We start from the raw sequence: 18,400 nt of genomic DNA, 5'->3' as shown, positions 1-18,400 counted from the left end.
GTGGCTGTAATCGAGTTGGCGGACGTCTCGCGTGCCTTCACCGTGACGTCGCGGTCCGGATGGCGCCGTACCCGGCGGGAAGTCCGGGCGGTGGACGGTATGACGTTCAGCGTCGAACCGGGGGAGGTGATGGGTTACATCGGGCCGAACGGGGCCGGGAAGTCCACCACGATCAAGATGCTCACCGGAATCCTGGTGCCGTCCGGTGGCACGATCCGCGTGGCCGGGGTGGACCCGTCGCGGCACCGGCTGAAACTCGCCCGCCGCATCGGCGTCGTCTTCGGTCAACGCACCACGCTCTGGTGGGATCTGCCGTTGAAGGATTCGTTCGCGGTGCTGCAGAAGATGTACGACGTACCGCTCGCACGGCACCGGGAGAACCTGGCGACATTCGTGGAACTGCTCGATCTACGCGATCTCCTGGACGTCCCCGTCCGCCAGCTCTCGCTGGGGCAGCGGATGCGCGGTGACATCGCCGCCGCGCTGCTGCACGATCCCGAGATCGTCTACCTGGACGAGCCGACGATCGGGCTGGACGTGATCAGCAAGGCGCGACTCCGCGAGTTCCTCGCGCAGGTCAACGCGGAGCGCCGTACGACGATCATCCTCACCACCCACGACCTCGACGACATCGAGGCCCTGTGCACCCGGGTCATGGTCATCGACCACGGCCACCAGATCTTCGACGGCACCCTCGACGGCCTGAAGTCCAGCCAGTCCGCCCCCCGCACCCTGGTCGTAGACCTCGCCGCAACCCTGCCCCCCATCCAGGTCACGGGAGCCACAGTCATCAAAACCGACGGCCCCCGCCAGCACCTGACCTTCCCCACCAACACCAGCGCCGCCCCCCTCCTCGCCGAAATCGCCGCCAACTACCCCCTGGTAGACCTCTCCGTCTCCGAACCCACCATCGAATCCGTCATCACCCAGCTCTACAACACCGCCTAGCCAGCCTCAGCGGCCGGCGCCTGTGGAGCCGACCATCTGGGGAGGATCACCTACCCGAATCAGGCAGGAAACCTCCCCAATGTCCTCGGCTACGCCAGATCGGCAGCCATCGACGCGAACACGACCTCGGGGTCCATGCCCTTGGTGTCCTCGCGCCAGCGGCGGGCGGAGTCCGGGAGTTCGTCCTCGTCGACGGTGCCGACGCCGGCCTGGATCAGGCGCTTGGCCTCCGCGATCCCGATGTCGACGTACTGCAGCCCGTTGAGGAAGTAGTAGTCATGCCGGGCGCCCTCGTTGTAGTGGAACTTCCCGGTGTTCCCGACATACGTCCAAACATCCTCTTCCACCAACGCCGCCACCCACAGGTCCTTGTCTCCATCCTTGACCAAGAACAACCGCGTCATCGTGTAGGTCCTAGTCGTTGGAGCCGGCGGCCATGGCGAGCACATCGGCGAGGGCGAGCGGGTTCGGGTCTGCGCGCCACTTGGCGAGGGACGTCGCGGAGCGCGCCTCGTCGAGCGTGCCGACTCCCTGATCGATCAGTCGCCGGGCCTCCGCCGGGCCGATCGGTTCGTAGGTGAGGTCGCGCACCATGTAGAAGTCGTTGCGCAAGGCATTGTTGTTGTGGAACTTCCCAGTGTTCGCGACGTACGAATACATAACCTCATGCGCCAAGGCCGCAACCCACACCAACCGCTCCTCTTCCTTGACCAGGTAGAGCCTCATCAGACTGCCGGCGGTCAGGCGAGGTCCGCGGCCATCGACGCGAACACGATTTCGGGGTCCATTGCATCCTCGTCCCGCTGCCAGTCCCGGACCGAGTCCGGGTTCTGATCGGCATCGACCTGCCCGACGCCGGCGGCGATCAGCCGTTTGGCCTCCGCGATCCCGATGTCGGCGTACTGGGCTTCGCCATTCACGAAGTAGTCGTCCCGCACACCCTCGTTGCGATGGAACTTTCCGGTGTTGGCGACGTACGTCCACACATCCTCATCCACCAACGCCGCTACCCAGATCCGCCGCTCACCCTGACTCACGAGAAACAGCCGCGTCATCGTGCCATCCCACCTTTCCGGTTGTAGTCGATCGACTGATTCGGAGCGGCCTGCGCCGTCGGCACGTGCCCGGTTCGCTTGCCCCGTCCGGCCGGTGTGCGGCCTGCTCCACCGTAGACTCTGACCTCGACCGGCACCCCGCCGAGGGTGGTTAGATCATCGATCCCGGCGGGCTTCCGCATCTGAGCCGACAGTGCGATGGCCGTGTTGCGGGCTTCAGCGCGCTTGTCTCGCGGCTGCTCATTGTCTCGTTCGATCACGTACAGCGGCCTCGTTCGGTTCTTGACGTCGATCGACTCACGGGAGTGGAGTTGCAGCTCGACGCGCTGGCCGTACTTCTGCATGAACAGGTGCAGCCCTTTGTACCTGCTTCCGTCAGCGTACGAGTGAACGGCACCGTTGATCTCCCAGCCCCGGCCTTCCAGCGAGTCGTGCGCGTCAAGAGACGCCGGCACCAGGTCGTTCGGCTCGGGTACGACAAGCGTGTAACGCACGACATCCTCGATCGGCAGCTTGTTGAACTCGGTCCCGGCGATCTTGCGGAGCTTGCGGGCCAGCGACTGCGGGGACTTCAGCCGGCTTTCGAGTTCATGTGCGTCCATGCCGTCGGTGGTACAGGCCACGAGGTCGTCTGTCAGGTGCTGCTCGACCGCTGCCGCGCGGGCGAGGAGCGTGAGGCTCTGCCGCGTCGCCTTGGTTCCGTACGCGTCAGCTATCTCCGCCTTGGTCGGAATTGGTTCTCCCCAGTCCAGCGGACGGGTTCTGATCAGCGGCGCGTGGAGGCCGGCCGGTTCTGGTAGGTCGTCGAGACCAGGTTTCATCTGTCCCCCAGGCGTGATCGGGCTTCATTCGACCGTAGGGAGTTGGGGGTGGGCTGTGGGGTGGGAAATTGGATCTGTGGATAACTCGGGTGGGTTACGGAATGGGGTGGGGTGGTGACCTTGGGGTGGTGGGGTCGTTGAAATGCGGGTAGGACCCAACCGGGCGGGTCGATCGGGGGTAGAGAAGGTATGCCGACGATGACGGGTGAGCCGGTGGTGGGGGTGCAGGGGCCGCCGGGGGACGGGCCGGGGTTCGTCGCGTGGGTGCGGCCGCATCTGGTGGCGATGGCGCGGCTGGCGGGGCGGCTCGCGGTCGGGGCGGATCGGGACGACATCGTGCAGGAGGCGCTTGCGCGCGCCTGGGCCAAGCGCTCGCAGTACGACGCGAGCCGCGGTACGCCGTCTGCCTGGCTGCTCGCGATCACCGCGGACCAGGCCCGGAAAGCGGTACGCCGGATGCGCCCGGGCGGCGCGTCCTTGTCGCTGATCGACGACGCCGCGGGCGGACCGGTGTCGCGGCCGGATCTCGACGCCCGGATGGATGTGGATCACGCGATCATGTCGCTGTCGGCGCGGCAGCGGCTCGCGGTCGACTGTTACTACTTCGCAGACCTGTCGATCGCCGACACCGCCGCCGTCATGGGCTGCTCCGAAGGCACCGTGAAATCCACGCTGTCCGACGCCCGCACCAGACTCCGCACCCTCCTGGAGGTGACCGAATGAAGCAGACCGATGAGGTCGACGACCTGTTGACCCGTGCCGGCGCTCGCTGGCGGGCCGATCAGGAGGCACCGCCGGAGCCCGATCTCGAGTACATGCTGAGCGGCGGCCGCAAGCACCGTCGCTGGGTGCCCGCGCTCGCGGCGGCCAGTGTGGCGGTGATCGCGGCCGGCGTCATCGCGGTACTCCCGGACCCGAAGACCCCGACGGCCCCGACGGCCCAGGCGCCGAGCACCACCGCGGCCACGCCCGACGCCAGAACTCCGCAGACGATTGCCCAAGGCAACGACGACTTCCTGGTGAAGCCCGGCGACAAGGTGCAGGTGAGCGGCAAGATCATCGCCGTCCCGGGGAAGACGCCGGTCTTCTGCCCGCCGTTGGCCGTCCCCGACATCGGCTATCCGCCCGGCAAGGAGCCCGCTCCGAGCTGTCCCGACAATTTCGCGGTCAAGCTCAACGGCCTGGACCTGGGCCAGATCCCCGGCCTCTCCACGATCAAGGGCGTCCTGTCCGGCGAAGCGACGGTCACCGGCACGTGGCGCGGCGGCGCGATCGACGTCGACGTGCAGACCGCCCTGAAGCCGTTGGACCACCCGGCGCAGACCGAGCTGGAGTGCCCGGTCCCGCCCGGTGGCTGGAAGTCGCAGCCGAGCAACATCTCCTCGACGGCGGTGACGAAGTTCCTGGCGGCGCACGCCTACCAGGCAACCGGCCCGATCTTCCGCTACCCGAACGGCACCAGCCGCGGCGCGCCCGTGGTGATCCTCATCGGTCTCGCGCACGGCGACGCGGACGCGTTCCGGCAGGCGTTCGAGAAGGTCTATCGCGGGAACTACTGCGTGGTCCCGACCCTGCTCAGCCAGTCGGACGAGCAGCGGGTCACCAACGCGATCGGCGACGTCATGAGCGGCAACCCGAAGCTCGGCATCTACAGCGCCAGCGGTCCCGGCCTCTACGGCGGTCGCGCACTGGCCCAGGTCACGGCGTACACGCCGGAGGTCAAGGCCGCGCTCACCCCGGCGGGGCTCGACCTGATCCGGGTGATACCGCAGGTGCGACCGGTCAGGTAGTCGTCAGGCTCGGGTAGTCGTGGAAGAAGTCGACGAGGGCGCGGGCGGTCGCTGCGGGCTGGTCGATGGCTGGTGAGTGACCGGCGTCAGGGATGACTTCGGCCTCCACCCCGAGAGCTGCGGCCATCGCCTCCTGCACCGGGAGCGGCCAGCCGTCGTCGGTCGCTCCGTGCAGCACCTGTGTGCGTACGCCGGACTTCGCGAGCTGATCGGTCTTGTCCTCCGCGTCGGTCAGCCGGCGAGTGATCTCGGCCAGGCTGGTCGGCACGTTGCCGGTGAACCGCTTCCGCAGGAACGCGGCGATGTCCTCCGGCGGAGCGACGTACCCGGGCGCCTTGCTCTCGTGGTCGAGCTTGAGGTCGTACACCTGCTCGATCGGCAGGTTCTCCAGCCCGAACGCGAGCATCTGCAGGCTCTGGAGCGTCGTCTCGTCGGTGAACGCGCCCGGCCCCGAGCAGAGCAGTGTGAGCGTGGAGAACACCGACGGGTCGGTCAGCACCGCCTCACGCGCCACGAGCCCACCGAACGAGTGGCCGACCAGCTGGCTGTACCCGCCCAGCGCCTTGCTCATCGCCACCACGTCCGCGCCCAGCTCCGCCAGCGAGTACGCCGATTTGTCGGAAGGACCTGTGGTTTCGTACTGACCACGTTGGTCGACAGCCACCGTGCGCCACCCGTACCGGCACAGGTGGTCGACCAGGGGAGTGAAGTCCTCTTTGCTTCCCGTCCACCCCGGCACGAGCAGGACCGTGCCGAGCGGCGTACCGAGGTCCGGTACGGCGGTCAGGGTCGCGAACGCCCCACGGTCGGTCTCGAGTGTCTCGGGGCGCACCCCGTCGGGCAGCGTCAACGTACGCGGCGTACTCACAAGTAAAGAGACTAACCGTTCACCTGGTCCGAACCAGCTTGGCCGTGGTCGCGGCGAGGACCAGAACCATTGCGACGCTCACCCAGGCCGCCACCTGTACGCCGTCCGTGTAGGCGTCCCGCGCCGCCGTGAGGAGCTGCTGAGCGAGTGGAGCGGGCAGATGCTGGGCCTCGGCCACCGCATTGCCCAGCGTGTCGCGAACAGAGTCCGGTGCACCGACTAGCACTGACACTCCGGCCCGGTAGACCGCTGTGACGATGCTGCCCGCGATGGCGATACCGAGCGCTATGCCCAGCTCAGTGCCGGTCTCACCCATGCCGGACGCGACACCGGCTCGCTCAGGCGGTGCACTGCTCACAATGACGTCGTACGTGAGCGCAAGCACCAGCTGGATGCCCAGGCCGGCGAGAGACAGTCCGACGACGACTGGCCAGCGCTCGGATGCTGTCATCAGTGCGAGTCCTGGTGCCGCGGCCAGGAAGCCGACGGTCATCGCGGTACCCGGGCGGAGGACGCGGACGACGTACGGCGCCCCGAGCGTGCCGACGATGCCGGCGACCATCGTCGGCAGCATCCAGAGACCTGCCTCGAGTGGCGTCATACCGAGCACCAGCTGGAAGTACTGCACGGCCAGGAACTGCGCGGCGGCCAGCACGTAGAGACCGAACATCTGCGCGCCGACCGAGGCGCCGAACGCGGGCCGGCTGAACAGACGCAGGTCGAGGAGTGGCTCCGGCAGCCTGAGCTGGCGGCGGACGAACACCCAGCCGAGCCCCACGCCGACCACTGCAACGGCCAGGGCGCTCAGGTGCGGTCCGCTCTTCGCGGTCTCCTTGACGGCGTAGACGACCGAGATGATCGCGCCGATGGACAGCACCACGCTGAGCGGGTCGATGCGGCCGGCCCGCTCGTTCCGGAACTCGGGCAGCAGCGGACGCGCTACGACGAGCAGGAGCAGCAGCGGCGGTACGCCGATCAGGAACACCGATCCCCACCAGAAATGGTCGAGGAGTACGCCGCCGACGAGGGGACCGGCCATGCCGCCGATCATGAAGTTCGTCATCCAGATCGCGATCGCGAGCCGGCGCTGACCGGGATCGCGGAACATGTTGCTGAGCAGCGACAGCGTCGACGGCATCAGGGTCGCTCCGGCCACGCCCAGCAGCGCCCGCGCGGCGATCAGCTGCCCGGCGCTGGTCGCAAACGCCGCGAGCAGTGAGGCGACGAGGAACCCCGCCGCGCCGATCAGCAGCAGCCGGCGGCGCCCGATCCGGTCGCCGACCGTGCCCATGGTGACGAGCAACCCGGCCACCACGAACCCGTAGACGTCGATGATCCAGAGCAGCTCGGACGAGCTGGGCGCCAGATCCTTGCTGAGCGCCGGCGCCGCGAGGTGCAGGGCCGTCCCGTCCAGGCCGATCAGGATGGTGGGCAGCGCCAGCACGGCCAGCCCGAGCCATTCCCGCCGCCCGGCGCGCGCCGGGCCGTCGTCGCAGTCGGGGGTCGGAGGGTCGGGGCAGATCGCTGTGCCGGTCATGTCCAGCATGCTGAGAGCTCAAGTGTCCTTGAAGTCAACAGCTCGGTGTGGGCTCGCGTTCCGCGGTACGGCACAATGGCCGGGTGCCTCGCACTCTCGCGGTCGCCAATCAGAAGGGCGGCGTGGCCAAGACGACCACCGTCGCCACCCTCGGAGCAGCCCTGGTCGAGCTCGGCCAACGGGTGCTGTTGGTCGACCTGGATCCACAGGCCTGCCTGACGTTCTCGGTCGGCATCGACCCCGAGGACCTGGACAAGTCGATCCATCACGTGCTGCTCGGCGGTGTGCGGGCCCGCGACGTACTGATCGAGCTGGACGGCGCCCTGGACCTACTGCCCGCCACGATCGCGCTGGCGACCGCCGACGTGCAGCTGGCCCGGGAGAGCGGTCCGGAGCAGGTACTGCGCACTGCGCTGCGCCCGCTGCGGACGGCGTACGACTGGATCATCGTGGACTGCCCGCCGACGCTCGGCCTGCTCACCGTGAACGGCCTGTCCGCGGCGTCCGACGTCCTGATTCCCTTGCAGTGCGAGACGTTGGCACATCGTGGCGTAGGGCAACTACTGGACACCGTGCACGACGTACAGCGGCTGACCAACCCCGGCCTGCGCGTGCTCGGCGTCCTCCCGACCCTGTACGACGGCCGCACGACACACGCCCGTACCGTCCTCGAGACGATCGCGGACACGTACTCGCTGGACGTGCTGCAGCCGGCGATCCCGAAGTCGATCCGGTTCGCGGAGGCGCCCGCGATCGGTGAGACCGTACTCAGCACGGCGCCGGCCTCACCCGGTGCGAAGGCCTACCGGGCGTTGGCCGGCGCACTGCTTCACTGACCGCTGTTGGGCGCGGCAGGCGGCCCCGTGACGGGCACAGCAGCCGGCTGCCGACGCAGCTTGCTCCGGAAGCGCCACAGCGGTACGAGGATGATCGCGAGCAGCACCAGGAACGGCAGCAGAGCGCCGACCGCGGTCGCGATCGCGGAGAACGCCGCGGTGAACGCGTTCCAGCCGCCCTTGAGGCCGGCCACGAAGCCCTTGTCCGGCTCCTTCACGGTCTCCACCGGCGGCTTGCCCTTCTCGGTCAGCGTCAGTGTGAGCGTCGCGAGCTCGGTCTGCAGGGACAGGTTCTTCTGCTTGGCCAGCAGGGATTCCAGGTCGGCCTCCCGGCGGGTCAGCTCGCTCTCGACCGAGACGATCTCGCCGATCGTGTTCGCCTTCGCCATCAGCGCGCGCATCCGGTCCAGGCTGGCGCGCTGGGACTCGATCCGGCTGGCCACGTCGATCACCTGCTCGGTGACATCGGTCGACTCCTGGTGGATCTGCAGGCGTTTGCCGAGGTCGGAGAGCCGCTGGATCGCGGTCTCGAACGACTTGGTCGGGACCTTGAGCACCAGGTTCGAGCGCGTGATCTTGCCGTCGGAGTCGCTGCCGGTGTCCTCGGAGGCCACCTGACCCTCGAGGCCGGCGATCGCGGCGACCGCCTTCTGCCGCATCCCGGAGACGTCGTCGCCTTCGACGGTCAGCGAGCCGGTCTTGATGATCGCCCGCGTGATCGCCGGCTGTTCCTTGCCGCCGCCCGCTCCCGAGTCCGTCTTGCCGGCGGACGGCGCCTGCGGGTTCGCCTCGCCCGCCGACTCTTCGGACCCGGACTCACCGGACCCGGAGCCCTGCTTCGCGGCCGGCGCCGGCGCAGCGTCGCCGCTGGTCGCGCTGTCGTTGCCGCTGGCACCGCACCCGGCCAGCACCATGACCCCCACGACAGCCACCACGGCCGTTACTGCTCTGATCCGCCTCATCACCCAGCCCCTCTCTCGTGGTTTACCGCCCTAGGACGGCCCACACGGGGCTGGGTGTTGCAGCTTCAGATCACCTTTAGGTGACGTTCACTCCGGCGCGCTGAAGATCGGCGTCGTCGTCGGCACCGCGCTCGGCTCGGCCGGTGCCTTCGTCGCGGCGGTCTTGCGAGTCCGCGTCCGCTTGACCGGCTTCTTCTCCTCAGGAGCGTCGGCCGGAGCCTCGGCGGGTGCAGCCTCCGTTGCCGCGGCGGTCTTGCGGGTCCGCGTGCGCTTGACCGGCTTCTTCTCCGCCGGCGCCTCGACTGCAGCCTCGGGTGCTGTCTCGGCCGGGGTCTCGACTGCTGCGGTCTCCACAGCCTCGGTCACGGGCTCCGCGGTCTTCCGGGTGCGGGTGCGCTTGCGGGCCTTCGGCGCCGGCGCCTCCTCCGGGGCCTCGGTCACAGCCGGTACTTCGGTCTTTGTGGTGACGTCGGCGAGTTCCTCGACCGGCTGACCGGCGCGCGTGCGCTTCCGGGTCCGGTTGCGCTTCTTCGCAGACGAACGCTCACCCTCGGTCCGCCCCTCGCGCGAACTCCGCGCCTCACGGGGCTCCCGCGACTCACGCGGCTCGCGGGTCTCCTTCGCCTCCCGCGCCGCCCGGATCCGGCCCTTCGCGTCGGACGGGATCCCGAGGTCGTGGTACAGCTCCGGCGAGGTGGAGTAGATCTCCTGCGGCTCGTCGTACGGCAGGTCGAGCGCCTTGTTGATCACCTTCCACCGCGTCAGGTCCGGCCAGTCGACGAAGGTGACGGCGATACCGCTCGCCCCCGCGCGCCCGGTCCGGCCGATCCGGTGGATGTAGGCCTTCTCGTCCTCGGGGCAGGTGTTGTTGATGACGTGCGTGACGCCCTCGACGTCGATACCCCGGGCCGCCACGTCGGTGCAGATCAGTACGTCGATCTTGTCGCCGCGGAACCGCATCAGCGCCCGCTCGCGAGCCTGCTGGTTCAGGTCGCCGTGGATTGCGGCCGCCTTGAACCCGCGGTCCTGCAGGTCGTCGGTGAGCCGGGAGGCCTCGCGCTTGGTCTTGCAGAAGATCATCACCCGGCCGCGGTCGTCGGCCTGCAGGATCCGCGCCACCACCTCGGGCTTGTCCAGGTCGTGCGCGCGGTAGACGAACTGTGCCGTGGTCGGCACCATCTGGGTGTCCTCGTGGGACTCGGCCCGGATGTTCAGCGGGTGCCGCATATGGGTGCGGGCCAGGGCGATGACGGCCGACGGCATGGTTGCCGAGAACAACATGGTCTGGCGCAGCTCGGGCGTCTTGCGGAGGATCCGCTCGACGTCGGGCAGGAAGCCGAGGTCGAGCATCTCGTCGGCCTCGTCCAGGACCAGGACCTTGATGTGGCCGAGGTCGAGAACACCCCGGTTGGCCAGGTCCAGCAGGCGCCCCGGCGTACCGACGACGACCTCGACGCCGGCCTTCAGCGCGTCCAGCTGCGGTTCGTACGCGACACCGCCGTACACCTTGAGGATCCGCACGGTGCGGACGGTGGAGGCGGTCTCGAGGTCCTTGGCGACCTGGATGGTCAGTTCCCGGGTCGGGGTGACGACCAGTGCCTGGGGCTTGCCCGGCGCGACCAGTTCGTCGTAGTCGGCCTCGTTCGGCGCGAGCGTGCGCTGCAGCAACGGGATGCCGAATCCGAGCGTCTTGCCGGTGCCGGTACGGGCCTGCCCGATCAGGTCGGTGCCCATCAGGGCCACCGGGAGAGTCATCTCCTGGATCGGGAAGGGTTCGATGATGTTGACGCGGTCGAGCGCGTCACAGATCTCGGGGAGCACCCCGAGCTCTCGGAAGGTGGTCAGGCTGATCGCCTCTCACATGCTTGTGCGGACAGATGCTCAGTGGCCGGGCGCCTGGGGCCTGAAAGCCCCGATCGTGAGGCGCGGGGACACTGTGCAAGCACCTCGCACCAGCTTGCCCATCTGGGCGCGTCACCGGCGAATCGCTCACCAGTGTAACCGCAGCGGCTGTCAACGCCGCTTCGTGTGGCATGCGCCACTGTCCCGCGCGGCCCGATAGGGTGCCGGGCATGGAGCAGACGGCCTTTGATGATCCCGCCTACCGGGCCGCGGCGGTGGATCTGCTGGGAGTGCTCGCGTACGGCGAGCTGACCGCGTTCGAGCGGATGGCCGAGGACGCCAAACTGGCGCCGACGCTGGACGACAAGGCGGAGCTGGCGGCGCTGGCGACCACCGAGTTCGGCCACTTCCAGCGGCTCCGGGACCGGCTCGTGCAGCTCGGGGTGGACCCGATGGAGGCGATGCGGCCGTTCGTCACGCCGCTGGACGCGTTCCACGACCACACCGCGCCGTCCGACTGGCTCGAGGGCCTGGTCAAGGCGTACGTCGGCGACGGGCTCGCCAACGACTTCTACCGGGAGATCGCGTCGTTCGTGGACGCGGAGACGCGGGGCCTGGTGCTCGAGGTGTTCGCCGACTCGGGCCAGGCCGAATTCGTGGTTGACCGGGTCCGGGCCGCGATCGACGAGGATCCGAAGCTCGGCGGCCGGCTGGCGCTGTGGGGCCGCCGCCTGGTGGGCGAGGCGCTCAGCCAGGCGCAGCGGATCGCCGCCGACCGCGACTCCCTCGCCGCCCTCCTGGCCGGCAGCGTGGACCGCCCCGGCCTGGACCTGGCCGCCATCGGCCGCATGCTCACCCGCCTCACCGAGGCCCACACCGCCCGAATGACCGCCCTCGGCCTCCAGGCCTGACCCCTCCCCCCATGTGCCTGGCTGACCCATCAAATGCGGGGTTAATGACCCTGAACCAGGGTCATTAACCCCGGGGATCGCTGGTGGACCAGCCAAATTCGTGGGTCTGCCAGGGAAATGGGGGGACTGGGGCCGGGGTGGCGGGGGACGGCAACGGCCGCCTGCCCCCGGCTGGGGGTGGCGGCCGTTTGGTGGTGCCTGAGTCAGGCGGACTTGGGCTTGCTGTTGCGTGCGGAGATGATCGCGACCACGATCGCGGCGCAGATGATCTGGATCAGGTACTGGATCCAGTCCGGTCCCGATGTGTCCTTGACGCCGAGAAGTTTGGCGATCAGACCACCGAGGAAGGCGCCGATACCGCCGCCGAGGATGGTCCAACCGAGGCTGATGTTCTGCTTGCCGGGGAGCACCGCCCGGGCCAACGGCCCGAAGATGATGCCCGCGATGAGGCTGACGATGAGCATCCAGACCCAGTACACGGTTCCTCCTTGTGAGGGATGGTGAACCTGCGCCTGCCCGGTGCCCCGTGACAACCAGACCAGTTCGGCGCAGGTCTCACCGCCATCGTGCCCTGTAGGTGGCACTCCGCAACCAGGACACGCGCGACTGTGTCCGGAACGCGATCAGATCGCGCCGAATCCGACCTTGCGGGTGGACACCTCGCCGATCTCGACGTACGCCAGCCGGTCGGCCGGGACGAGGACCTTGCGGCCCTTCTCGTCGGTCAGCTCGAGCAGACCGGACTTGCCGGTGAGCGCCGCCGCCACCAGTTCCTGGACCTCATCCGGAGACTGCTCGCTCTCCAGAACCAATTCACGATTGGCGTGTTGCACGCCGATCTTGACCTCCACGAAACCCTCCGGGCACGCTCCGACCGGCGACTCTCGCCGGTGACGCTTCGAGCCTATCCGGTAGCGGTCCCCAGCCCTCATCCGTCCGCCCAAAGCAGAACCTTCAGCTGTCGGTCCTCGGGAAGCCGCGGATGCCGCGCCAGGCCAGGGAGGCGACCAGGTCGGCGGCCTGCTGCTGCGGGAACGACGGGTCGCCGGCGCCGAGCCAGTAGCGGGCGCTCACCTGAGCCATGCCGACCAGGCTGACGGCCAGCACCATCGACTGCTCGCGGCTGAGGCCGGCGTCGGCGCTGATCACCTCGGACACGGCCTCGGCGCAGGCGTGCGTGACCCGGTCGACGCGCTCCCGGACGGCCGGCTCGTTGGTCAGGTCCGACTCGAACACCAGCCGGAAGGCGCCCTGCGCGTTCGCCACGTAGTCGTAGAACGCGTGCATCGTCGCGGCGACCCGGAGCTTGTTGTCCTCGGTCGACTTCAGTGCGTCCTGCACGGACGCGACGATCGCGTCGCAGGAGGTGTCCAGGAGCGCCAGGTACAGCTCGAGCTTCCCGGGGAAGTGCTGGTACAGGACCGGCTTGGACACGCCGGCCCGATCGGCGATGTCGTCCATCGCGGCGGCGTGGTACCCGTTCGCGACGAAGACCTCCTGGGCGGCCTCGAGCAGTTGCGCGCGACGGGCCAGCCGGGGCAGGCGGCTGCCACGCTTGGGTGCGGTCTCCGGGGTCGTCGACACGGTGGGTACTCCTTCGGTGATGTTCCCCGAATCCTACCCAGCAGTCCTCCTCGCCAGTAGCTTCCCCGCCGATCGGCGTTCCATCGTGGTAGCCGCCAGGCGGCGGTCAGCGGTATTCCTCCTCGTCGGAGTCGCCCACCTCGCGGCGCTGCTCCTCGACGTCCGCCGGGTTGGCGTCGGCCGGTACGTCCGGCTCCGACTCGTCCTGGTCGGTGTCCTGGTCGGTGTCGTGCTCGGCGTCGAAGGCCGGGTCGTAGTCCGGGCCCTCGAAATTTGTCTCAGTCATGTCGCCTCCTTCGTAGGTAGCGGTTGCGGGTCGTCGTACAGCCCTTCCAGTACGTCGCCGTACTCCTCGATCCGGGCGAGGACGTCGTGCGGCAGGAACCGGAGGTCCTCCGGTGAGGTGGCGGATGCCACCTCGTCCCAGTCGATCGGTGTGGACACCCGGGGCTCGTCGGAGCCACGGAGCGAGTACGGCGCCAGCGTGGTCTTGGCGCTGGCGTTCTGACTCCAGTCGATGAACACCTTGCCGGGCCGCAGCGCCTTGGTCATGTTGGCGGTCACGTTCTCCGGCAGGGCCTCGGCCAGCTGCTCGGCCAGCTGCTTGGCGAACGCGCTGGTCTGCCTGGACGACGCAGGTTCGATCGGCACGTACAGGTGCATTCCCTTGTTCCCGGACGTCTTGGGCCAGCCCTCCATGCCGTAGTGGCCCAGGAGCTGCCGCAGCGCCAGCGCAACGTCACAGCACTCGACGATGCTCGCTCCTGGACCCGGGTCCAGGTCGAACACGATCAGGTCGGCCTGCGGGTCCCGGCCCTGGTCGGACAGCCCGATCCGCCACTGCGGGACGTGCAGCTCGAGCGCAGCCAGGTTGGCCAGCCACACCACGGTCTGTACGTCGTCACAGACCACGAAACTCATTTCGTCGCGGCCTGTCGAGCTACCGGGCGTCGGCAGCGTCTCGGTCCGTACCCAGGCCGGCGTACCGCGTGGAGCGTTCTTCTCGAAGAAGTACGCCGCTGAGGTGCCGTCCGGCCAGCGTTTGCGGGTCAGCGGCCGGTCGGACAGGTGCGGCAGCAGCAACGCGGCCACCTGGTGGTAGTAGTCGATGACCTCGGCCTTGGTGAACCCGGTCTGTGGATACAGGACCTTGCTGAGGTTGGTGAGCTTCATCGTCTGCCCATCCACCTCGGTAGTCAGCTGCTGCTGCGCTCCCGCCATGCGTCCCAGTCTCCACCTGAAAGGAGACTTAAGCGGTGTCTGGGGACTCTGCGCCTACTGCGCGGCGCTCGGCGGGCACATCGCCGCGTTGGAGGACGAGGCACGGAGAACCCCACTCCGGGCCTCGCCCTCCGCCTTGCGCTGCACTCCGCCGAGCACCTGCTCGCGACGGCGCAGAGTCCCCAGACCCCGCTTAACATGGACCCCGTGGATAGTTACGGGCCAGTAACCGGGGACGCCGTACCCGTGGAACTTCAGAAGTGGCCGGAGCGGCGTGTGCCGGTCGCAGGGGTGGACCTGCTGGTCAGGGACGTGCCGGATGCGGTGCCGGACCTGCCGCCCGCCCTGTTCGTCCATGGCCTGGGCGGGTCGTCGCTGAACTGGACCGCTCTCGGCCTGATGCTCAACGACACGATCCGGGGCATTGCGCCCGACCTCCCGGGTTTCGGTCGTACGCCGCTTTCTGGCGTGCCCGGGATCGCGGAGCAGGCCGACGTACTGATCCAGCTCCTGGAACGCGAGTACGACCAGCCCGTGCACGTGTTCGGGAACTCGATGGGTGGTGCCTCGTCCGTGGCGCTGGCTGCGCAGCGGCCCGACCTGGTGGCGTCGCTGACGCTCGTGTCGCCCGCACTGCCGCATCCGCGGGTGTCGGCGAGTGCACTGTGGTTTGCCGCGCTGGCGACGCCACGGCTCGGTCCTGTCGTACTGGAGCGGACCCAGCGGCTGCCGTTCGATCAGCGGTTCCAGGCGTCGTTGGCGATGGTGTTCGGGGACCCGCGGTCGCTGGCGCCTGAGGTGCGTGCGGCGTACGAGGAGGAGCTGCACCGGCGTGACACCGACCCGTGGGGCCGGCAGGCGACCGTGGAGGCCGCGCGCAGCATTCTGCGCTCGTCACTGGCCAGGCCGCGCAGGTCGCTCTGGGCCGACGCCGCGAGAGTGGAGTGCCCGGTGCTGTTGATCTACGGCGGTAAGGACCGGTTGGTCGACGCGCGGATCCGTACCAAGGCCCAGCGCAGCTTCCCGAACGCGCGACTGCTCTACCTGCCGCACTCGGGACATGTCGCACAGATGGAGCACCCGGACCAGGTGGCGCGGGCGTTCCGTCAGTTGATCGCTTGATCGAGTCGAATCCGACGCCCGGCTGAGACACGACTGAGCGGAGCGTCAGGTCAACTTGGGCGCGTGATTGGCAGAACCGCCCGAAATCTGTCGTTGGGGATCGCCGTACTCCTTGGTGTGGGGCCGCTGAGCGCGACCGCCGCACCACCGGTTGTTGCTCAGAGCAACCATTGGGACGTCCGGCCTGGTGCCCGCGGATATCAACTCACCCTGCACCTCGACGCACCCGCACCGATGCGCGCATCGCTGCCGCTGCTGGAGGTCGACGGCAAGCCGCTCGGTGTCGCGAAGCAGTCGCCGGACCGGAAGGCGCTGACCCTGATCAGCACCGATCCGGCCGTGCTGACAGCACGCGACGTCCGCCTGGTCTGGTCCGGGGACCTCGGTAAGGAGGCCGGCCAGAACCGGAGCATCGGCTCTGCCGGACCGACCGACGCCGAATGGCTGAGGGCGCGGCGTGGACCGCTGCTGCCGTCGGATCCCGGCGCGCTGGGCAAGTACAAGGTCGACACCGCGGAGTACAACCTCGGTGACGAGGCCGTCTACCTGCCAGGTCTCGCACACCGCTCCGAGCTCCGCGGGAAGGTGTACTCGCCCCGTGGCGCGGTGGGCCCGCGGCCGGTGGTGCTCTTCCTGCACGGCCGCCACGAGGTCTGCTACGGCGAGCCCACGAACCCGTCCGACACCGAGAAGCCGTGGCCGTGTCCGCCCGGTATGAAGCCCATCCCCAGCTACCGCGGGTACGACGGTCCCGCGACCGCACTGGCCAGCAACGGCTACCAGGTCGTCTCCATCAGCGCCAACGCGATCAACGGCTGGGACAGCGAGGCGTACGACGCCGGCGCACAAGCGCGGGCCGAACTGGTCCTGGATCACCTCGCACTGTGGCGGAAGTGGTCGACGATCGGCGGCGGCCCGTTCGGCACCCGCTTCGTCGGCACGATGAACCTGCAGAACGTAGGCCTGATGGGGCACTCACGGGGTGGTGAAGGCGTCGCCCGGGCCGCTGTGCTCAACGCTGACCGCGGCGGTCAGTTCGGCATCCGTGCGGTGCTTCCGCTGGCTCCCACCGACTTCGCCCGGGCCACGGTGCCCGGTGTGGCGATGAGCGTCGTCCTGCCGTACTGCGACGGTGACGTGTCCGATCTGCAGGGCCAGAAGTTCTACGACGACACCAGGTACTCCGTGGGCGGTGACACCGCTCCGCGCTCGACCGTCACGGTACTGGGCGCCAACCACAACTTCTTCAACACCGAGTGGACCCCTGGTCAGTCCGTGGCTCCGTCGAACGACGACTGGTTCGGTGACGAGAAGGAGTCGCCGTGCGGAGCGAAGTACGCGGGCCGATTGACCGCGAAGCAGCAGCAGGCAGTAGGGACGGCGTACGTCGCGGGGTTCTTCCGGCTGCAGTTGGGCCACGAGACCCGGTTCCTGGCGCAGTTCGATGGTTCGGACTCGCGGGCGGCGTCTGCTGGGAAGGCCGTCGTACGAGTGGTGTCGCAGGCGCCCCTGGGGTCGCGGCGGGACCTGAACCACTTCGACAAGGCGCTTCCGGCCGGTGCGGTCAGCGGCAAGCTGTCAGCGACCGTGTGCGCGGGTGTGAGCGGTCCGGCCAGGCGGTCGGGCGTGCCTACGTGTATGGAGACCGAGGACTGGGGCAACGCGCCGCACTGGGACACGGCGTGGTTCGCCGCTCAGACGCCCACCACAGCGGTCACCAAGCTCAAGTGGACAGGTACCAACGGGGTCGTACGCGTCGACGTACCTGCTGGGCAGCGTGACGTACGGCGGTTTGCGGCTCTGACGTTCCGCGCCGCACCAGACCCAGCTGGTGCGCCCAAGACCGACCTGAGCGTCCGGGTCGTCGACGGGCATGGCCGGGCGGCAGCAGTGCCGGTGTCTGCGGTCAGTGATGCGCTGGTGCGGATGCCGGGCAACAACGAGGTCGGTCTGCCGAAGAACCTGCTGCGGACGGTCCGCATCCCAGTGTCGTCGCTGAAGGGCGTGGACCTCCGCGACGTGCGCGCTGTGGAGCTGCGGACGGACAGGGTCGCCAGCGGCTCGGCGTACGTGAGTGATCTGGGCTTCTCGTCGCCCGGAGTCGGGTTCTCGGCACCTGCGGTGCTGCTGCCGAAGCTGTCCGCGTCCAGCCTCACCGTGAAGGAGGGAGACAAGGGCACGCACGCGGTGGACTTCTGGGTGCGCATGTCGCGGCCGAGTATCCGGCCGGTCAGTGTGTACGTCGAGACGAATGGCGAGCTCGGGGAGTCCGTCGGGGACGTTGCGCGGCAGCTGGTGTTCAAACCGGGACAGGTGCGGCAGAAGGTGACCGTGCCGATCACGGCGAACACCCGGGACAGCTACGACCTACCGTTCAGCCTGGTGCTCTCGGCGCCCCGGGACGGGCTGCTGAACGAGTCGTTCGGCCACGGTCTGGTCCTCGACGACGACCCGACTCCGACGCTGACGGTCGGCAACCTGAAGGCCACCGAGAAGGCCGGCGTTGTGAGCTTCCCGGTCAAGCTGTCCGCGCCGAGCGACAAGTACGTCAGCTTCTCCGGCGTGCTGAAGGACGGTACGGCGGTGATCCGCAAGGACTACATCGGCGTCAGCGACGACGGCACCGGCACGCCCGACCGGACCGTCGAGGGGTCCGTCGAACCCGGTAAGACCACCGGTGAGCTCCAGGTCAAGATCCTCGACGACAAGCTCAAGGAGCCCGCCGAGACCTTCAGCGCGGTGATCAACCAGGTCGACGGCGCCGTCCTGAAGCTCCCGGCGACCGTGACCGCCACGATCGCCGCCGGCGACTGAGACGCGAGGACCGGGATGTGGACTCCGGCGGGGGTGGTTGGGATAGTGCGGGAACATGGGGGAGGGACAGATGGTTGAAAACCGGAGAT

General features: G+C 68.6%; 20 protein-coding genes. 7 read left to right on the top strand and 13 right to left on the bottom strand.

Annotated elements, in window-relative coordinates:
• Positions 1-948, top strand: a complete 948-nt coding sequence (locus tag E0H50_RS05880) for an ABC transporter ATP-binding protein (RefSeq protein WP_131285538.1) — start codon at positions 1-3, stop codon at positions 946-948.
• Between the two features lie 89 nt (positions 949-1,037).
• Here E0H50_RS05880 and E0H50_RS05875 read toward each other — a convergent pair whose 3' ends face one another.
• From E0H50_RS05875 to E0H50_RS05860, 4 genes are read right to left on the bottom strand one after another with little or no spacing between them, the layout of a single operon-like run.
• Positions 1,038-1,352 (bottom strand): hypothetical protein, encoded by a 315-nt coding sequence (locus tag E0H50_RS05875; protein WP_131285537.1) that lies wholly within the window; start codon positions 1,350-1,352, stop codon positions 1,038-1,040.
• Positions 1,353-1,362: 10 nt separating this feature from the next.
• The gene (locus E0H50_RS05870; RefSeq protein WP_131285536.1) at positions 1,363-1,674 is read right to left on the bottom strand and encodes a hypothetical protein; all 312 of its coding nucleotides are present in this window, start codon (positions 1,672-1,674) and stop codon (positions 1,363-1,365) included.
• Positions 1,675-1,688: 14 nt separating this feature from the next.
• A complete protein-coding gene (locus E0H50_RS05865; RefSeq protein WP_131285535.1) occupies positions 1,689-2,003 on the bottom strand; it encodes a hypothetical protein in 315 nt (104 codons plus the stop codon).
• Entirely contained in the window at positions 2,000-2,824 is an 825-nt protein-coding gene (locus E0H50_RS05860) for a hypothetical protein (RefSeq protein ID WP_131285534.1), read from the bottom strand. Before E0H50_RS05860 ends, E0H50_RS05865 begins: the two co-directional genes overlap by 4 nt.
• 189 nt (positions 2,825-3,013) lie before the next feature.
• On the opposite strand from E0H50_RS05860, the gene E0H50_RS05855 reads away from it, so the two are divergent.
• Positions 3,014-3,547, top strand: a complete 534-nt coding sequence (locus tag E0H50_RS05855) for an RNA polymerase sigma factor (protein WP_131285533.1) — start codon at positions 3,014-3,016, stop codon at positions 3,545-3,547.
• On the top strand, positions 3,544-4,614 hold the full coding sequence (locus tag E0H50_RS05850) for a hypothetical protein (protein WP_131285532.1): 1,071 nt from the start codon (positions 3,544-3,546) through the stop codon (positions 4,612-4,614). The genes E0H50_RS05855 and E0H50_RS05850 overlap by 4 nt, the downstream gene beginning before the upstream one ends.
• Here E0H50_RS05850 and E0H50_RS05845 read toward each other — a convergent pair.
• Positions 4,607-5,482 carry an alpha/beta fold hydrolase gene (locus E0H50_RS05845; protein WP_131285531.1) on the bottom strand — a complete coding sequence of 292 codons (876 nt, stop codon included), beginning with the start codon at positions 5,480-5,482 and terminating at the stop codon, positions 4,607-4,609. The two genes, E0H50_RS05850 and E0H50_RS05845, sit on opposite strands and share 8 nt — an antisense overlap.
• Positions 5,483-5,501: 19 nt before the next feature.
• Complete coding sequence (locus E0H50_RS05840; RefSeq protein WP_131285530.1) at positions 5,502-7,019, bottom strand: MFS transporter; 1,518 nt, start codon at positions 7,017-7,019, stop codon at positions 5,502-5,504.
• An 83-nt stretch (positions 7,020-7,102) separates the two neighbouring features.
• Between E0H50_RS05840 and E0H50_RS05835 the strand changes: the two genes are divergently transcribed.
• Complete coding sequence (locus E0H50_RS05835; protein WP_131285529.1) at positions 7,103-7,855, top strand: ParA family protein; 753 nt, start codon at positions 7,103-7,105, stop codon at positions 7,853-7,855.
• Here E0H50_RS05835 and E0H50_RS05830 read toward each other — a convergent pair.
• Positions 7,849-8,817 carry a DUF4349 domain-containing protein gene (locus E0H50_RS05830; RefSeq protein ID WP_131285528.1) on the bottom strand — a complete coding sequence of 323 codons (969 nt, stop codon included), beginning with the start codon at positions 8,815-8,817 and terminating at the stop codon, positions 7,849-7,851. The two genes, E0H50_RS05835 and E0H50_RS05830, sit on opposite strands and share 7 nt — an antisense overlap.
• Positions 8,818-8,904: 87 nt before the next feature.
• Entirely contained in the window at positions 8,905-10,638 is a 1,734-nt protein-coding gene (locus tag E0H50_RS05825; protein WP_131285527.1) for a DEAD/DEAH box helicase, read from the bottom strand.
• 251 nt (positions 10,639-10,889) lie between these two features.
• Here E0H50_RS05825 and E0H50_RS05820 point away from each other — a divergent pair, with 251 nt between their 5' ends.
• Entirely contained in the window at positions 10,890-11,570 is a 681-nt protein-coding gene (locus tag E0H50_RS05820; protein WP_131285526.1) for a ferritin-like fold-containing protein, read from the top strand.
• A 203-nt stretch (positions 11,571-11,773) separates the two neighbouring features.
• Here E0H50_RS05820 and E0H50_RS05815 read toward each other — a convergent pair whose 3' ends face one another.
• The 5 genes from E0H50_RS05815 to ligD form a co-directional block, all read right to left on the bottom strand.
• Positions 11,774-12,049 (bottom strand): GlsB/YeaQ/YmgE family stress response membrane protein, encoded by a 276-nt coding sequence (locus tag E0H50_RS05815; protein WP_131285525.1) that lies wholly within the window; start codon positions 12,047-12,049, stop codon positions 11,774-11,776.
• Between the two features lie 144 nt (positions 12,050-12,193).
• A complete protein-coding gene (locus tag E0H50_RS05810; RefSeq protein ID WP_131285524.1) occupies positions 12,194-12,421 on the bottom strand; it encodes a DUF3107 domain-containing protein in 228 nt (75 codons plus the stop codon).
• 103 nt (positions 12,422-12,524) lie between these two features.
• Entirely contained in the window at positions 12,525-13,154 is a 630-nt protein-coding gene (locus E0H50_RS05805; RefSeq protein WP_131285523.1) for a TetR/AcrR family transcriptional regulator, read from the bottom strand.
• A 106-nt stretch (positions 13,155-13,260) separates the two neighbouring features.
• The gene (locus tag E0H50_RS05800) at positions 13,261-13,440 is read right to left on the bottom strand and encodes a hypothetical protein (RefSeq protein ID WP_131285522.1); all 180 of its coding nucleotides are present in this window, start codon (positions 13,438-13,440) and stop codon (positions 13,261-13,263) included.
• Entirely contained in the window at positions 13,437-14,375 is a 939-nt protein-coding gene (ligD, locus tag E0H50_RS05795) for a non-homologous end-joining DNA ligase (protein WP_131285521.1), read from the bottom strand. Before ligD ends, E0H50_RS05800 begins: the two co-directional genes overlap by 4 nt.
• Before the next feature lie 246 nt (positions 14,376-14,621).
• Between ligD and E0H50_RS05790 the strand changes: the two genes are divergently transcribed.
• A complete protein-coding gene (locus E0H50_RS05790; RefSeq protein WP_238150798.1) occupies positions 14,622-15,497 on the top strand; it encodes an alpha/beta fold hydrolase in 876 nt (291 codons plus the stop codon).
• A 63-nt stretch (positions 15,498-15,560) separates the two neighbouring features.
• On the top strand, positions 15,561-18,311 hold the full coding sequence (locus E0H50_RS05785; protein ID WP_238150797.1) for a Calx-beta domain-containing protein: 2,751 nt from the start codon (positions 15,561-15,563) through the stop codon (positions 18,309-18,311).
• Positions 18,312-18,400 lie beyond the last annotated feature (89 nt).

The organism is Kribbella sindirgiensis (assembly GCF_004331435.1).
GTDB lineage: Bacteria > Actinomycetota > Actinomycetes > Propionibacteriales > Kribbellaceae > Kribbella > Kribbella sindirgiensis.
The sequence above is the reverse complement of the archived record's forward strand: the minus strand, read 5'-3'. Positions and strand labels throughout refer to the sequence as shown.

Excerpts from the sequence above, each read along its gene's own strand:
- E0H50_RS05875 (WP_131285537.1), bottom strand. The coding sequence starts at position 1,352 with ATGACGCGGTTGTTCTTGGTCAAGGATGGAGACAAGGACCTGTGGGTG.
- E0H50_RS05800 (WP_131285522.1), bottom strand. The coding sequence starts at position 13,440 with ATGACTGAGACAAATTTCGAGGGCCCGGACTACGACCCGGCCTTCGAC.
- E0H50_RS05855 (WP_131285533.1), top strand. The coding sequence starts at position 3,014 with ATGCCGACGATGACGGGTGAGCCGGTGGTGGGGGTGCAGGGGCCGCCG.
- E0H50_RS05860 (WP_131285534.1), bottom strand. The coding sequence starts at position 2,824 with ATGAAACCTGGTCTCGACGACCTACCAGAACCGGCCGGCCTCCACGCG.
- E0H50_RS05840 (WP_131285530.1), bottom strand. The coding sequence starts at position 7,019 with ATGACCGGCACAGCGATCTGCCCCGACCCTCCGACCCCCGACTGCGAC.
- E0H50_RS05865 (WP_131285535.1), bottom strand. The coding sequence starts at position 2,003 with ATGACGCGGCTGTTTCTCGTGAGTCAGGGTGAGCGGCGGATCTGGGTA.
- E0H50_RS05850 (WP_131285532.1), top strand. The coding sequence starts at position 3,544 with ATGAAGCAGACCGATGAGGTCGACGACCTGTTGACCCGTGCCGGCGCT.
- E0H50_RS05820 (WP_131285526.1), top strand. The coding sequence starts at position 10,890 with ATGGAGCAGACGGCCTTTGATGATCCCGCCTACCGGGCCGCGGCGGTG.
- E0H50_RS05830 (WP_131285528.1), bottom strand. The coding sequence starts at position 8,817 with ATGAGGCGGATCAGAGCAGTAACGGCCGTGGTGGCTGTCGTGGGGGTC.
- ligD (WP_131285521.1), bottom strand. The coding sequence starts at position 14,375 with ATGGCGGGAGCGCAGCAGCAGCTGACTACCGAGGTGGATGGGCAGACG.
- E0H50_RS05870 (WP_131285536.1), bottom strand. The coding sequence starts at position 1,674 with ATGAGGCTCTACCTGGTCAAGGAAGAGGAGCGGTTGGTGTGGGTTGCG.